Annotated in this window: 16 protein-coding genes; 10 read left to right on the plus strand and 6 right to left on the minus strand. The window is 55.4% G+C overall.

Annotated features, from left to right (window positions below; all coding sequences use genetic code 11):
- Positions 1–9 precede the first annotated feature (9 nt).
- Together ACR0I1_RS08955 and ACR0I1_RS08960 are read right to left on the minus strand one after the other, a co-directional pair.
- Positions 10–597, minus strand: a complete 588-nt coding sequence (locus ACR0I1_RS08955; RefSeq protein WP_170393837.1) for a helix-turn-helix transcriptional regulator — start codon at positions 595–597, stop codon at positions 10–12.
- A gap of 11 nt (positions 598–608) precedes the next feature.
- A complete protein-coding gene (locus ACR0I1_RS08960; protein ID WP_170393839.1) occupies positions 609–1,187 on the minus strand; it encodes a carboxymuconolactone decarboxylase family protein in 579 nt (192 codons plus the stop codon).
- Between the two features lie 269 nt (positions 1,188–1,456).
- On the opposite strand from ACR0I1_RS08960, the gene ACR0I1_RS08965 reads away from it, so the two are divergent.
- Genes ACR0I1_RS08965 through ACR0I1_RS08980 form a run of 4 tightly spaced genes read left to right on the plus strand, consistent with a single transcriptional unit; the run spans position 1,457 to position 4,852 of the window.
- Entirely contained in the window at positions 1,457–2,203 is a 747-nt protein-coding gene (locus ACR0I1_RS08965) for an amino acid ABC transporter ATP-binding protein (RefSeq protein WP_304621969.1), read from the plus strand.
- 1 nt (position 2,204) lies between these two features.
- On the plus strand, positions 2,205–3,047 hold the full coding sequence (locus ACR0I1_RS08970) for an amino acid ABC transporter permease (RefSeq protein ID WP_480705997.1): 843 nt from the start codon (positions 2,205–2,207) through the stop codon (positions 3,045–3,047).
- A 36-nt stretch (positions 3,048–3,083) separates the two neighbouring features.
- Positions 3,084–3,917: a transporter substrate-binding domain-containing protein gene (locus tag ACR0I1_RS08975; protein WP_170393843.1), complete on the plus strand. Its 834-nt coding sequence runs from the start codon at positions 3,084–3,086 to the stop codon at positions 3,915–3,917.
- 53 nt (positions 3,918–3,970) lie between these two features.
- On the plus strand, positions 3,971–4,852 hold the full coding sequence (locus ACR0I1_RS08980) for an amino acid ABC transporter permease (RefSeq protein WP_170562105.1): 882 nt from the start codon (positions 3,971–3,973) through the stop codon (positions 4,850–4,852).
- 7 nt (positions 4,853–4,859) lie between these two features.
- Here the strand turns inward: ACR0I1_RS08980 and ACR0I1_RS08985 are convergent, their stop codons facing one another.
- From ACR0I1_RS08985 to ACR0I1_RS08995, 3 genes are all read right to left on the minus strand, one after another.
- On the minus strand, positions 4,860–5,177 hold the full coding sequence (locus ACR0I1_RS08985; RefSeq protein WP_170635751.1) for a non-heme iron oxygenase ferredoxin subunit: 318 nt from the start codon (positions 5,175–5,177) through the stop codon (positions 4,860–4,862).
- Between the two features lie 3 nt (positions 5,178–5,180).
- Positions 5,181–6,125 (minus strand): fatty acid desaturase family protein, encoded by a 945-nt coding sequence (locus ACR0I1_RS08990; protein ID WP_480705999.1) that lies wholly within the window; start codon positions 6,123–6,125, stop codon positions 5,181–5,183.
- 154 nt (positions 6,126–6,279) lie between these two features.
- Positions 6,280–7,365 carry a hypothetical protein gene (locus tag ACR0I1_RS08995; RefSeq protein ID WP_480706001.1) on the minus strand — a complete coding sequence of 362 codons (1,086 nt, stop codon included), beginning with the start codon at positions 7,363–7,365 and terminating at the stop codon, positions 6,280–6,282.
- A 95-nt stretch (positions 7,366–7,460) separates the two neighbouring features.
- Here ACR0I1_RS08995 and ACR0I1_RS09000 point away from each other — a divergent pair, with 95 nt between their 5' ends.
- Both ACR0I1_RS09000 and ACR0I1_RS09005 read left to right on the plus strand, forming a co-directional pair.
- The gene (locus ACR0I1_RS09000; protein WP_170732632.1) at positions 7,461–8,390 is read left to right on the plus strand and encodes a LysR substrate-binding domain-containing protein; all 930 of its coding nucleotides are present in this window, start codon (positions 7,461–7,463) and stop codon (positions 8,388–8,390) included.
- Positions 8,391–8,486: 96 nt separating this feature from the next.
- Entirely contained in the window at positions 8,487–9,536 is a 1,050-nt protein-coding gene (locus ACR0I1_RS09005; protein ID WP_480706004.1) for an aromatic ring-hydroxylating dioxygenase subunit alpha, read from the plus strand.
- Between the two features lie 34 nt (positions 9,537–9,570).
- Here ACR0I1_RS09005 and ACR0I1_RS09010 read toward each other — a convergent pair whose 3' ends face one another.
- Positions 9,571–10,359 (minus strand): phytanoyl-CoA dioxygenase family protein, encoded by a 789-nt coding sequence (locus tag ACR0I1_RS09010; RefSeq protein WP_480706006.1) that lies wholly within the window; start codon positions 10,357–10,359, stop codon positions 9,571–9,573.
- A 288-nt stretch (positions 10,360–10,647) separates the two neighbouring features.
- Here ACR0I1_RS09010 and ACR0I1_RS09015 point away from each other — a divergent pair, with 288 nt between their 5' ends.
- Genes ACR0I1_RS09015 through ACR0I1_RS09030 form a run of 4 tightly spaced genes read left to right on the plus strand, consistent with a single transcriptional unit; the run spans position 10,648 to position 15,517 of the window.
- Positions 10,648–11,898 (plus strand): FAD-dependent oxidoreductase, encoded by a 1,251-nt coding sequence (locus tag ACR0I1_RS09015; protein WP_170393855.1) that lies wholly within the window; start codon positions 10,648–10,650, stop codon positions 11,896–11,898.
- 14 nt (positions 11,899–11,912) lie between these two features.
- Complete coding sequence (locus ACR0I1_RS09020) at positions 11,913–12,170, plus strand: sarcosine oxidase subunit delta (protein WP_170625702.1); 258 nt, start codon at positions 11,913–11,915, stop codon at positions 12,168–12,170.
- Entirely contained in the window at positions 12,157–15,027 is a 2,871-nt protein-coding gene (locus tag ACR0I1_RS09025; protein ID WP_480706008.1) for a 2Fe-2S iron-sulfur cluster-binding protein, read from the plus strand. The genes ACR0I1_RS09020 and ACR0I1_RS09025 overlap by 14 nt, the downstream gene beginning before the upstream one ends.
- A gap of 1 nt (position 15,028) precedes the next feature.
- On the plus strand, positions 15,029–15,517 hold the full coding sequence (locus ACR0I1_RS09030; RefSeq protein ID WP_480562245.1) for a sarcosine oxidase subunit gamma: 489 nt from the start codon (positions 15,029–15,031) through the stop codon (positions 15,515–15,517).
- Positions 15,518–15,615 lie beyond the last annotated feature (98 nt).

Here is a 15,615-nt window from a genome sequence, read left to right on the forward strand (position 1 = left end):
AACTGGCCACTACGGACGTTCGGCCTGAACGGTCAGGAAGACGAACTCGGGGGTCAGTACCTCTTCGAAGCCGTGATTCAGCTCTGCATCGACGCTGATGCTGTCTCCTGCTGAAAGAGTAAATCGGGCCTCGCCGTAGCGATAGATGGCCTGCCCTTCGAGAACCTGCACAAACACGACGCCATGGCCGACATAAGTGGGCGGCTGCCCCTCGTCGCGCAACAACGTGACACGACGGGCCTGAAAGCGCAGGTCCTTCCGGGAATGCAGCGCAAGGTTGACGTATTCGTGCGAATGGCCGCCCGCCAGTCGCGTAGACTTTAGCCCTTCGCCATGGCGAACCAGCGTATAGTCGGTGTGATCTGTCCGCGCTTCGCGAAACAGCGATACGATTGGTACTTCCAACGCCTCGGCAAGTGCAGCCAGCGTATCGATTGACGGAGAGACCAACCCGTTTTCGATACGGCTGACCATTGCAGCCGAGATACCAGACTGTTCTGCCAACCGACGGGCGGATTGCTTGCGGCTTTGGCGCAGCTCCCTGAGCGAGGCACCAATAGCGCGATCAATCTGTCTTCCCGGCGTGTCATCGTGCATGATTCAATCCGTCAATCCTCGGCGTAGTAGCCCACCACGTCCCCTTCCGTTGTGACACCCAGACCATTCAGCAATCGGTTGGCATAATTGAAATATCCGACGATCTGGTTGATCTCGAGAATCTCTCCGTCTTCCCAGCCGGCATCTTTCAATGCGCGAACTTCGGATTCCTCCATTGCACCCGGCGACAGGGTCAGCTTTTGCGCATAGATCAGCGCGGCCAACTGCGCACCTTCAAATGCGTCCTGCGGACGATGGGCCTTTAACGCGGCCTCGATTGCGTCGGCGCGTGCGTCGTCACCGATCAGATGTCGGGCGTTTGCCCAATGGTTGGCATAAGAATAGGGGCAGGTGTTCAACGTCGATACGTAAGAGCTGATGACTTCCTGAAACCACATGGGTATGGAATTGGCTTCATCATGCAGGCACGCGCGATACAGAATGACGTGACCTTTCATGGTGTTGGGACGCAGTGAATGCACGCGCATCACGTTGTCCACGGTCCCGTGTGGTGTGCGCGCCAGATCCAGAGTCGCTCTCAGGTGCTCGTCGGCATCTTCGTCAGATATCATCCGAATCCAGGCGGACATTCACGTTTCCTCTCGTGTTTTCTGTTTCTATTTTCGCGGCGTGTGCCGTTCGGCTGAGTTTTTTATTGACGAATATTGCACATTAAGCAACCATATTGAACAGCGCGCAACGAATTTGAGGATTCTGAAGCTTTGCCAGATCTCTCCACACTGCCTGAATCCCCTCGAATGACCTCGTGCCCATGCGTGCATGACCTCATGTTGCGATCGCACCACCACAGCGTCATAGATCAGCGACGCCAGCTGATCCGCATCTTGACAGGTTCGGCATGACACAGCTCTCCCCCATGATCGAAGTGACCAATCTGGATAAGTTCTATGGGACTTTCCATGCGCTCAAGAACATCGATCTGACCGTTCATCAGGGCGAGAAGGTGGTAATCTGCGGCCCGTCCGGATCGGGAAAGTCCACCCTGATCCGCTGTTTCAACGGTTTAGAGTGGCATAATTCCGGGCGTCTCGTGATCGATGGGATCGAAGTCTATGAAGGTGCCAAGGAAATCCGTGAACTGCGACAGGAAGTCGGCATGGTCTTCCAGCAGTTCAACTTGTTTCCGCACCTGACTGTGCTTGAAAACCTGATGATAGGACCGATGAAGGTGCGCAAGCTATCCAAGGCGCAGGCCGAGGAAACCGCGCGCAATTATCTCGACCGCGTTCATATTCCTGAGCAGGCCGATAAGTACCCGGCGCAATTGTCGGGGGGGCAGCAACAGCGCGTCGCTATCGCGCGGTCCTTGTGCATGGAAACACGGATCATGCTGTTTGATGAACCTACATCCGCGCTTGATCCCGAAATGATCAATGAAGTGCTGGATGTGATGGTTGAACTGGCCGATACGGGCATGACCATGGTGGTTGTCACGCATGAGATGGGGTTTGCGCGCAAGGTCGCCGACACGATGGTCTTTATGGAGGCGGGGCAGATCGTTGAAATCTCGCCGCCCGATCAGTTCTTCACCAACCCGTCAAGCGAGCGCTGCCGTCTATTCCTGAACCAGATATTGGAACACTAACGTGACCGATCTGGGCATATCACAAGGACGCGGGCAAGCGCTGCCGAAGCCACCACTATACAAGCGGTTCTTTGGCTCGGTGTTAGTGTCCGTCGTGATCTATGCGGTTATTGTCGGGTTGATCGCCTACGGGTCATATGTTGGCGCGCAGGGTATGGGCTATAATTGGCAGTGGTATCGCGTGCCCCAATTCCTGTACCGCAACACCGAGATTGGGTTCGAGTGGGGCGAAATTCCCATCGGACTGGTTGCCACGATCAAGCTGTCAGTTACCTCGTTTCTGCTGGCCACAGCTATCGGGTTGCTAGTGGCGTTACTGCGCTTGTCCGGCTTGGTAGTTGGCACGGCTGTCGCGGTTGCCTACCTTGAACTGATCCGCAATATCCCGCTACTGGTTCTGCTTTACCTGTTCTATTATGTGCTAGGGCCAATCTTTGGATTTGATCGATATACCGCCAGCATCTTGACCTTGGCGGTGTTTCATTCAGCCTTGATTTCAGAGATCCTGCGGGCGGGGATCAACGCCATCCCATCTGGTCAGTGGGAGGCGGCCAAGTCTATCGGTATGACCCACTATCAGACCTACAGATATATCATTCTGCCGCAATCTGTTCGCTTTATGCTACCGCCCATGACGGGCGAGGTCGTCCACTTGATCAAATCCTCGGCTATTGTCAGCGTCATTGCCGTGGCCGAACTCACCACCTTCGGGCGCAACATTATATCCGACACGTATATGAGTTTTGAAATCTGGTTTACTATCGCGCTGGTCTATCTGGTGGTGACCCTGATCCTGTCGATTGGCGTTAGCTATCTGGAGAAGAAATATGCCGTCGACCAATAACCACAAGAACTTAACCGGACAACAAGGAGAACCAAGATGAAGCTATCTCGCAGAATGCTCGGGGCGGCCCTGGGCGCGGTCGTGGCAACAGGCATGGCGACCTCAGGCTGGGCGCAAAGTGCGACTCAGGAACTGTCCCGCGAAAGTGTGATTGAAACGATCAAACAGGATGGGGTAATCCGGATTGGTCTTTCGCTGTTCGTGCCGTGGTCGATGCGCGACAAGAATGGTGATCTGATCGGGTTCGAACTGGATGTCGGTCGCAAGCTGGCCGAGGACATGGGTGTAGAGGTCGAGTTTGTACCGACCGCCTGGGATGGCATCATCCCGGCGCTCGTATCCGGCAATTTCGACGTGATCATCTCGGGCATGTCGGTGACTGCGCAGCGAAACTTGACGATCAACTTCACCGATCCCTACGCGTATTCGGGCCTGGCTATTATGGCTAACAAACAGTTGACCGATGGTATGTCTTTGGAAGATTTCAATAAACCTGAGGTCACCTTTGCCGCTCGTCGCGGTGCGACACCAGCTACAGTGATCGCGGAAAACTTCCCCAACGCGACGCTGCTGTTGTTTGATGAAGACGGTGCATCAACGCAAGAAGTGCTAAACGGAAACGCGCATGCTTCGATGGCGGCTCAACCTACGCCGAACCGCGAGGCCGGTCGCCATCCGGAAACTCTGACCGTTCCGTTCGATAACCTCTATGATCCGCGTGGCGAAGCGTTCGGAGTACGCAAGGGCGATCCGGATGCCATGAACTTTTTCAACAATTGGATCGCTCAGAACTGGCGGTCGGGTTGGTTGGAAGAGCGTCACAACTATTGGTTCGCAACTGAAGAGTGGGCAGACCAGGTTGCCCAATAACCAATTAGCCGGGGGCGGGTCAGCCGCCCTCGGGCCTGAAGTGGAGCGCCCAGGTGCCTGAATTTCTTAGAAAACTCCGATGGCCAGATTATCTGATCGTGGCGGTATTGATCGCCTTCTTCGGATATATCTGGCTGTCGATCGAGGGTACGCTGAACTATAAGTGGCGGTGGGAATTGATCCCCAGCTACATCGTCGGCTGGCATACTGGGCGAGAAGAGTATTTTGCCAATCTATTGCTGCAAGGCTTGGTGGCGACGGTTCGTATCAGCATCTATTCCGGCATTTTGGCGCTCATTCTGGGTACAATTCTGGGGATCGCGCGCTGTTCTGCCAACCTGACCATACGCATGCTGGCACGCACTTATCTTGAATTTCTGCGTAATGTGCCACCGGTTGTTGTTGTCTTTATTTTCTTTTTCTTCCTGTCGCAGCAACTGATCGACGCACTAAACCTTGAACGCTGGGCACGTGGAATTGCGCGGCAAGAAGACAACCAGATCTGGACATTTTTCTTTGGTGAGATGCGGCGCTTTCCGTCGCTTGTCTCAGGTGTCATCGTTCTGGCGCTGTTTGAAAGCGCATTTGTCGGCGAAATTGTCCGTGCCGGTATTCAATCGATCCCCAAAGGTCAGCGTGAAGCTGCACGCTCGATCGGGATGAGCCGTTTGCAAGAGCTTCGCTATGTCGTGCTGCCGCAGGCGATGAAAAAGGTCGTGCCGCCGCTGGCCAATCAGTTCATCTCATTAATCAAGGACAGCTCAATCCTGTCGCTGATCTCGGTTCAGGAACTGACCTACAAGACCGTCGAACTGGTCGCCTCGTCCCGGATGATCTTTGAGGCATGGATCACAACGGCTGCATTCTATTTTGTCGTCTGCTTCGGCCTCAGCCGCATCTTTGCGCGGCTAGAGAAACGATCTGACAAGCGCTAGGTTCAGGTCACATTCGGACCTGAACCATTCCATCCTGAATCCGTGTCTCAAAAACCCGCATTGCTCGGGTCGCAGGCGCTGAAACGGGCTTGCCATCACGCACATCGAACGCGCCCTGGTGCAATGGGCATTCGATAACATGCCCATCGAAATAGCCGTCACACAGATCAGCCCCACCATGGTTGCACAATGCCAGCGAGGCATAGACACCGCTGGGTGTATCATAAACTGCAATCAATCTCGGCCCGATCTGAACCCGCGTGACCCAGTTTTCTTCCAGCTTCGATGCCTCGATCACATCGCGCCAAGATTTGTCTGCCGCCATCTCTCAGGCCTCGGCTTTGCGTTGCATGATCTGCCGCAGAATGTCGCGATGCGCAGCCAGATATCCACCTTTTTCGACGAAGATATGATCCTTTAACTTCTCATGCAGACGGGGCAGAGCGTGAAAGGGAACTGAGGCGACATAGTGATGTTCGGCATGATAGTTCATATTCCAGCATAAAAATGACATCGGCTTTGACACCAGATTGGTGCGCGTGTTTTCTGACATCTGCGCCACGGTGGGACGTCCGACATGCTCGGTCATTCGTATGAATCGCATCACCGGCTCACCCAGAAACAGGGGTATGATCCAATACCAGATCAATCCCCACCATCCGGTGAAGGCCATAGCCAGAAAGATCAAAGCGTAAATGGCCAGCATGCGGCGCGCGTCCCAATAGACCGACTGATGCTCCTCTTTGGGAATGAAACTCAACTCGGCCTTGCTGAGCTTCCCAAAGGCATGTCGGAACAGCTCAGTAAACTTACCGCGCCAATAAGGCAGGGCTGACAGGTACAAAAAGTACTCGCCAAGGGATTTGGGCAGCGGGATCAGTTCGGGATCCTCTCCGTTCAGTTGCGTATACGTGTGATGATCACAATGTTCGTATCGGAAGAACCGATGGGGCAGAATGATGATCAGCCCGCAAATCTGACCAACCAGATCATTCAACCACCGGGTGCGAAACACGGTATAGTGCACACACTCATGCTGAAGTGAGAAATGATGCACCAAGACGACCCCTTGCAGAAACATCGCGGGCCAAATCAGCCAACTGTTCCAGGCTAGGGTGATCAATGTTGTCGTGCAGGCCAGCACTAAGATCCACATTGCAAGATGACGTAACCCGTGCGCGTTCGAGCGTTGCATGAATCCCTTGAGTTCTTCGCGCGTCAGTTTTCCTTCGCCCAGAGCCTGAGTCAGCGGCGTAACAATAGCTTTTGACATGTGATTTCCATGATTTTGCCGGAGCGGGGGTCTTGCCCTCTGCGCATATTCCGGCACCGGAGACGGGAGTGCTCCGCACCATAGGGCCAACTCGAACAGACCCTATTATCTAAGAGTATTTCCACAGCTCGTGATTCGATCAAGCCGCTATTGATCAGCCAACTGCACGCAGACCGATATCCGGATCGGGATGGGCGAACAGGGCGGCCGCGCAAGGGTGCCGATCCAGGATTGATTGACCGCAAGGCAGCCGTTCGGCATGGAATGTACCGCGGTCCCAATAAGTTACGCCATCGATTTCGATGGACGGATCAATAACGTTCCAGCTGATTTCTCCGGGCGCGTACGCCCCGCAGGTGTGGAAATGCAGGATGCGTGGATTTCCGAAAGCGGAGCCGCCCCAGCGTTCATAGTTTTCACGCATATCCCATGGGTAGCCACAGCCCGGATGAATACCTGCATGCCAAGAGTGCACGAAATTGCGATCAATTCCCAACTGATTGGCTACCCGGTCATAATGCGCCTCGGCCCGTGCGGCATTGGCGGGATCGCCGTCAAAACGCTGCAGCCGCCCATTCTCCATCATCGCAAAGACGGGGCGGTCGAATTCGATGGTGTAGTCATCGTAATACTTCGACCCCGTTCCCGTCAGAAAACTGATCGCCACACGGCCCGAGAAACTGTGGGCAGGAACCGGAGTAAAGACTGACATCGGAAAGCGCAGGATCGAGGTGTCGCCCGATGGTTGCAGGTTCATCACTGGCCGACCGCTTACATCAGTGCCCAAAGGGCAAGTGATCCGCACCTCGCTGGCCGCGTCCAAGACCGCGTTGATATCGGCCTTAAGCTCCATGAACGCATCGTGGTGGCCGTTGGAGAAACCAGATCCCAGCATTTCTTTGGTTAAAGCGAAGCTAACGATGACTTTCTTACCCTGCGGCATGTCCGAGAACCGCAACTGATCCCCAAGACGGGCCAGAAATAGAATGATGTCTGCCGCTTCGAACCGGGCAAGCAGATCGGGCGATAATTGCGGATTGTCCGGATTGAAGCCCACATCAATCGTGTCGACCCCCAGCCCAAGTTGACAGGCCGCCTGACTGACAACATTCACGCTGTCGGCGTCGAAATATCCAAACTCTGCAGGTTCATAGGCAATCAGCAGCCTTTCACCCGCCGCCGCGCGGGCGCAATTGACCAGCAGATTGTAAGCGCCCCGCTCTGGCGTCATGTCGGACATCGACATCTCCTGATTACTTGACATTATCAACTTACGGCCTAAGGCCGCCGGCAATCCATTTGAAAGTGATAATGGCTGACATTAGGATGACTAATATGATCTTGAATCTGCCATACTCCGCGCTGCGAGCCTTTGAGGCAGTTGTACGCCATTCCGGCTTTTCACCCGCCGCCGAGGAACTGGGGGTCAGCCAAAGTGCCGTCAGCCAGCACGTCAGATCGCTCGAGGAATGGCTTGGGCGGGATTTGCTGGTGCGCGGTGCGCGGCAATCGCGACCTACCCGCGAAGGTGAGCAATTGGCGCAGGCAATCTCGGATGGGCTGGGCCGCATTTCAGATGTGTGTGCGCAACTTCGCGATCGAACGCGTGCGGACCGGACCATCGTGATTTCATGCTTGCCGGGGTTTGCATTCAACTGGCTGTTTCCAAGGCTTCTGCACTTTGATTTGGCCCACCCGGACCTGTCTATTTCGATCGCGACTGATACGGGATACTATCCGTTTTCCGGCGCAGATTCCGATATCGGCATTCGATATGGTCTTGGTGAATATCCCGGGTTTGAAGTGGATTTGCTTATGCCGGAAAGGCTGTTTCCCGTCTGCGCGCCCGCGCTGTTGCCTGAACTGAAGCGCATTGAAGATTTGTCACAGCACACACTGCTCGTAGATGAAAATCTGCACCATGGTACGTCCAGCCCAACATGGGAGTTCTGGGCGCGGCAATCCAATCTGACATTGCCGTCTGGAGTGCGCACGCGCCGATTGGGCCAATCAAACATGGTCATACAGGCAGCGATTGAGGGGCTGGGGGTGGCGCTTGGGCGCGAACCGCTGGTGATTGATGCCTTGTGCGATGGCCGTCTGGTGCGACCGTTTCAGCAACTGACTCAATCGCCACTTTCCTATTGGCTCGTCCGGCGCCCTGATAGCAAAGACAGCCAAAAAGTCAGCGAGTTCCTGAACTGGATCAAGGCCGAAGTTGCTTCGCAGCCCGATCTGCCCCCGTCGGTTATGCTGCCGAATTAGCTTGCCTTATATGTATCATTACGAATCCAGAATGGTGTATTGCACTGACGCTGCCATAATGGCGCTAAGCCAACTGATCAAATTGGAGAGCAAACCATGTACCTCAGAAATTGCTGGTATGTTGCCGCCTGGAGCAAGGATATCGGGCGCGAACTGAAAGCTGAGACATATCTGGGTGAGAACATTGTGCTCTATCGTCAGCAGGATGGGACGCCCGTTGCGCTTGAGAATGCCTGCCCGCATCGCAAGCTCCCGCTATCCGATGGCAATCTGAAAGGGGATCTGGTCGAATGCGGCTACCACGGGCTGACATTCGATTGTTCGGGCAAATGTACGGACAGCCCAACGCAGCGGGGGATGACGCCTCGGCGCGCGGTGGTGAAGTCTTATCCAGTTGTCGACCGCTATCGCCTGCTCTGGATCTGGATGGGCGATCCTGAACTGACTGATCCGGACTTGATTTTCCCAATCGAAAACTTTGATGACACGAGCTGGGGCCTGACCGATGGCGGGGTGATGGATATCGATTGCCATTATCTTTGGGTTTGCGACAACCTGCTTGATCCCAGCCATGTGGCCTGGGTACATGTCTCGTCATTCGCCGGCGCGGGAACGGATGAAGAGCCTCTGGACGTCAAAAAGACAGATCGCGGCGTGATTGTCTCGCGCTGGATCGAAAACAAACCACCATCGCCTTACTATGCCAAACTGGTCTCGTTCGACGGCGATTGCGACCGCTTGCAGCATTACGAAATGTGCATGCCCGCAATCGGGCTGAATAAGTCCATCTATACTCCGGTTGGCACGGGTGGATATGACAAAGATCCTGTCGATGAGACATTCATCAACATCTCTTACAACTTCATGACGCCAATCAACGAGGATCAGACCAGGTATTTCTGGTTCCAGCATCGCAACTCTGATCCGGACAATGCCGAGGTTTCAAAGTTCATGAATGAAGGTGCCCGGATGGCGTTTCTTGAAGACAAAGATGTGCTGGAAAAAGTGCACAAGGGCATGAAAAATGCTCAGACACCGCATATTGATCTGGGTTTGGATGCCGGGGCAAAAACATACCGACGCGTGCTCGACCGAGCGATCGAGGCCGAGGCCGCTGTGCCAGAGGGTGCAATTCGGCAAGCCTGAAACTTGAACAGAGGCCAGTTCCCGTCCCCTTATCTTAGGTGTTGCTATAGATGACAGGGAAGCGCCCACAGGCAAAGGGAGTACCCGGTTTCAGGTCGTCATCATGAAGCCATTCAGTGACGCTATCGCGCGGTTCATAGGTGGCACCTTCAACGGCAAAACGTACCGCATATCCACGCCTGCGACGGGTCGAGGTTCGGTTGCCCATCGCCGAATGCACAGTCATTCCATCGAAGGCCAGTGCATCGCCAGGTTCCATCTGTTCATGGTGGAATATGTCATATTTAGTGCGATCCGCCTCGAAATCGGGCATGTCGATATAGTCCGGGTTATCCTCTTCCAGATAGTGAAGAAACTTGCCAAGCTGGTCAGTTTTGAAAGGCCGGTATTTTGCGCCCCAAGCGTGCGAGCCACGGACAAATTCCAGCGCTCCATTGTCTGGGTCGACAGGATCAAGTGCGATCCACATTGTCATGATGGGACCGGCCACAGGCCAATAGGGCTGATCTGTATGCCAGCCGGTCTGGGTGCGTGTGCCAGGTTCTTTCACGAAAATTTGGTCATAGATCAACGAAGTCCAGGGGCTGCCCGCCACCTCGGCCACGCGCTTTCCAATATCTGAGTTCAGACAATAGTCCTGAAAGATACCCGGTTTTTCACGCATATTTTTATAGGCAAAATACCGGTCACCCTTTTTGACCTCTTCGTCCACGGCATCACGCAACTTGTTTAACCAATCGTCTGTGAGGATGTTTCTCAATAAAACGACGCCGTCGCGCGCATACGCTTGCTGAACAGTATCTGTATCCGGTGTGTTTATCATAGTTCTTCCATCCATAGCATCCGCCTCATTTCCCGGCGGGTTTGAATTCAGGCGCAAAGCGCCACGGTCTGCATGGAGTCAGAGAGAGGGTGAACTGCGGCAGTTTATGATGAAGCAGGGCCAGCGGGATCGGGCCGACCATTTGCCAGCAAGATTCCGATGAAACTGTTCAATTTTGAAGGTCATGCGCCATGGTAGCCCACGACCTTTGATTGCCCAAGCTGTTTTTGCGTAATGGTAAATATATTTATTGACGATATATTTTTTCCGATAAATATTGTGCTTGCTATGCAAAAATATTCGGCATTTTCACTCGCCCGTAACGCAATTTCTGGTCATAAGAACTGGTCCCGAGCCTGGCGGAGCCCGCCGCTCAAAGACCGGTACGAGGTGGTGGTGATCGGGGCAGGGGGTCACGGGCTGGCCACGGCTTATTATCTGGCCAAAGAGTTTGGCATAACCGACGTCGCCGTGCTGGAACGGGGCTGGTTGGGTGGCGGAAACATAGCGCGCAATACGGTTACGATTCGGTCAAATTACATGCGTGACGAGTCGATCCCGTTCTACGTCAAATCCGTCGAGATGTACGAAGGGCTGACGCATGAGTTGAACTTCAACATGATGCATTCCAAGCGCACCATGGTGGATGTGGTGCAGACCTGGCCCAAACTGCGAGAGTTGCGGCGACGGCAATTGGTCATGGACATCTATGGCTCGACATATGAACAAATCACCGCAGAAGAATTGCGCAAACGCATACCTGCGCTGACAGGCGGTGGGCCAGATGCGCGCCTGCCGATCATCTGCGGAATGGTCCACACGGACGCAGGTGTAAACCGTCATGATGCGGTGGCCTGGGGCTATGCCCGCGCGGCGGATGCGATGGGGGTGGAGATGCACCAACAGACCGCCGTGCAAGCATTGATCCGTGGCGCTGATGGGCGCATCGAAGGTGTCGAGACCAATCGCGGCACCGTGCGGGCGAAAAAGGTTGTTGTGGCCGTATCGGGCCATACCACGACATTGACCGAGACAGCGGGGCTCAAGCTGCCATTGCGCACGATGAACCTGACGGCCTTTGTGTCCGAACCAGTGAAGCCCTTGGTGGATGTCATCGTAAATTGCCCGGACAGTGGGTTCTATTTCAGCCAGTCTGACAAGGGCGAGATGGTGATCGGCGGCGCTCCTGATATGGGGCAAAGCTTTCGTCGCGACATCAAGCAACATGTGTTCGAAGACACTGTGACCGCGATGCTGTCGCTTTTCCCGAGCTTCAAGAAACTCAAACTAATGCGCCAATGGGGTGGGCATCTTGATATTGCCCATGATGCCTCGCCCATCATGGATCAGACTGAAGTACCGGGGCTGTTCGTGACCGCTGGCTGGTGGGGCGGATACAAAGCCATTCCTGCGGGCGGACTGACGCTTGCGCATCTAGTCGCCAAAGGCGAGCCGCATCCGCTGATGGCCTCGTTCACTTTGGACCGCTTCCGCCATCTAGAGTTTGTGATGGAAGCCGGCACCACAACGGCGAGATAGGAAGGGACGGGATCATGATGCTCATCCCCTGCCCATTCTGTGGCAAGCGCAATGAAAGCGAGTTCGTCTATGGCGGCCCGGTCGGAGCTGCTCGACCCGATACCAACGCCGTCAGCGATGCTGATTGGGTCGAATACCTGACCATAACGCCCAACCCGATGGGGCCTGTGCAAGAGCGGTGGTGGCACGCACGGGGCTGCGGCGAGTGGCTGACAATCTGGCGGGATACCGTGAAACATGACATTGTGGAGGTGCCCGATGGCTCAGATTAATCGCCGCGCAGTGGGTGGTCGTGTTGATCGAAGCCGCCCTCTGACGTTCCAGTTCAATGGGAAAACTTACGAAGGGTTCGAAGGGGACACTCTGGCCTCGGCCCTGCTGGCGAACGGGGTGCGAGTAACAGCCCGTAGTTTCAAGTACCACCGCCCACGCGGCATTGTCGGACACGGTCCCGAAGAGCCAGGAACGCTTGTGGAGCTGGAAGGCGAGGACGCCTCGGGCAACCGTCCTGCGACCACGGTTCCATTGCGCGAAGGGCTGAATGCACGCTCGGTCAATTGCTGGCCATCGCCCGAGTTTGATCTGGGCGGGATCAATCAATTGATTGGCCGTTTTATTCCTGCGGGCTTCTACTACAAAACTTTCAAATGGCCTAACTGGCATCTGTTTGAACCATACATCCGCAAGGCGGCGGGGCTGGCAGCAGCGCCTGCGCAACCGCCTTCATCGGGGCATTTCGAAGCGCGCTACGCTCATGCAGATGTCTTGATTGCAGGTGCAGGTCCCGCTGGCCTGCAAGCTGCACTTGAGGCTGGTCGAGCGGGCAAGCGTGTCTTCCTCGCAGACGAGGGAACCGAAGCGGGCGGCAGCCTCCTGAACCGCACCCTGACCATTGGCGGGCGTCCGGCGATGGATTGGGTGGGCGAAGCGGTTCAAGAACTAAGCCATATGGCAAACGTCACCCATCTTCAGAACGCGACCGTATGGGCCTATCGCGAACACAACCTAATGATCGTCAATGAACGCAAGCCGGATCAGGCCAGCATTCTAGAACGCAACTGGCGGGTCCGTGTTGCTGAGGTGGTGATTGCCACCGGGGCCACGGAACGGTCGATGGTGTTTGCCAATAATGACAGGCCGGGCGTCATGTTGGCCTCATCCGTGCAGGCCTATGTTAATCGTTGGGGCGTGACAACCGGTCAGAGTGTGGTTCTGTTCACCAACAACAACAGCGCTTACGCAGTGGCCGCCGATCTGGTCGCAGCTGAGGTAACGGTTAACGCGATCCTCGATAGCCGCGACACCGTTCCAAGGGAAGCTCTTGATCTGGTGTCGGGGATAACCGTCCATGCCGGAACAGTCGCCGCCGATATCCGAGGGTACAAAAGCATCCGTGCCGTCAAGGCCGTTCACAAGACCGGAGGCACTGGAATCTGGATCGACTGCGATCTGCTGGCCCATTCCGGAGGCTGGAACCCAACCTTGCACCTGTGGTCTCAGTCCCGCAGCACACTTCGGTTTGATGAAGAACTCGCTGCGTTTTTGCCCGATCAACCGATTCAATCCTGTCGGGCCGTCGGCGCGGCGGCGGGGGATCTCACACTGGACCGGATCATCGATGACGGTTCAGAGCTGCCTTATTCGATTGAACCGCTATGGCGCGTAGATGTGCCAGGGCAACGCGGAAGGGCATTCCTGGATATTCAGAACGATGTTGCGGTCAGCGATGTGCATCTGGCGCTGCGTGAAGGATATGACAACGTCGAACATGTCAAACGCTACACCACTGGGGGGATGGGCATAGATCAGGGCAAGACGGGCAATATCAACATCATCGGTACCGTCGCACTGCAACAGGGCGTTCCATTGCAAGAGGTTGGCACGACGACATTCCGCTCTCCCTACACGCCGATCTCATTCGGCGCGATCGGTGGGCTGCGCGAGGACTCGGTGCTGTTTCCCTACCGACACACGCCGGTGACCCAATGGAACAAGGATTATGGCGCAGTGATGTATGAGGCTGGTGCCCGATGGCGCCGTCCGGGGTTTTTTCCCAAACCCGGTGAGGGCCTGCAAGAGGCGGTGAACCGGGAATGCCGCGCGGTGCGTGAAGGCGTTGGCGTATACGACGGTTCGCCGCTCGGCACGTTCGAGCTTAAAGGGCGCGATGCTCCGCGCTTTCTGGATTTTCTGTATTCGAACATCCTGTCCAGCCTGAAGCCCGGCGATGGTCGCTATGGTCTTATGTTGTCGGATGACGGTCTGATCATAGATGACGGGGTGGCCTTTCGGCTGGATCAGTACCGCTGGGTGATCTCGACCTCAACAGGTCACGCGGACGCCATCAACCAGCACATGGAAAAGCTGCTTCAGACCGAGTTTCCTGACTGGCAAGTCATGATCACAACTGTGACAAGCCAGTGGAACAACGCCACCATTTGTGGTCCCCGCGCGCGCGATGTCATGCACGCGCTGTGTACGGATATCGATCTGTCGCCCGAGGCATTCCCCTTCATGTCGTTCCGGGACGGTACGGTTGCGGGGTTCCCTGCGCGGGTTGTGCGCGTCAGTTTCACCGGTGAACTATCCTATGAGGTCAACGTTGCCCCACGCCACATGGCCGCCTTGTGGGACAAGGTGATGGAGGCTGGTGCACCCTTTGGTATCCTGCCTGTAGGATCGGAATCCAGCCATGTCTTGCGTGTGGAAAAAGGCTTTCTTTCGCTGGGGCACGAGGTCGACGGTACCGTGGACGCCTATGACCTGGGCATGGGCTGGGCAATGTCGAAGAAAAAGCCCGACTACCTAGGCAAGCGCTCGGTCCACTTGCGCCGTGAAGCGGTAGGGGAACGCCGGGAATTGGTCGGCATCTTGCCCGAAGACCCTGACAAGCAAGTGCCCGAAGGCGCGCCACTAACCCCTGAAGGTCGCAAAGAAGCGACCGAAGGATTGGTTACCGCCTGCGTCTGGAGCGTCGTCAACAATCGCTGGGTTGGCCTGGCGTTGCTGAAGAACGGGCAGGAGCGACACGGGCAAACCGCGCATGTTCGGCTGAAAGACGAGGTGATCCCGGTGACCATCACAAAGCCTGTATTCCATGACCCCGAGGGTCAGCGCCTGAGGTCCTGAGATGAGCTACGACGTCAAGATCGAACGCCAAACCCTGAATGCGCTGTTTGACCTCAAAGGGGATCCCGAGGTCGTTCAAAATTGGGCCGAATTTTCTCTGCCAAGCCGCCCCAACACGAGGGCGATGCAGGAAGCGTTTGAGGTATATCACATTGGACGCAATCACTGGATTGTACGTGCTTCGCTGGAACTGGAAGAGGCACTGGAAGCACAGCTCAAACCAACGGATTGCCCTGCGGACATCAGTATAGTGCGGATATCGGACACCCTTACCTTCTTTAGTGTCGCCGGACCCCAAGCCGCTGAAGTGATGGCTATTGCCTGCCCGCTTGATCTGCATGTCACTGCTTTTGATGAAGACGCAGTAACCTATTCCGAGTTGTTTGGCCTAAAAGCACTTGTGATGCGCTACGAGGCTGGTTTTGAGTTTGCGGTTGAACAGAGTTTTGGCGACATGGTTCAGGATTATCTGACCCGAGCAACTGCCTGACGCAATTCGAAGCAGGGGCGGTTTACGCCTTATGGCTATTCATTATCTCGGCGGTCTATATGCATATCGTCCAGGAACAGGGTTCAGATAAGGACATA

The organism is Ruegeria sp. B11, assembly GCF_056539785.1.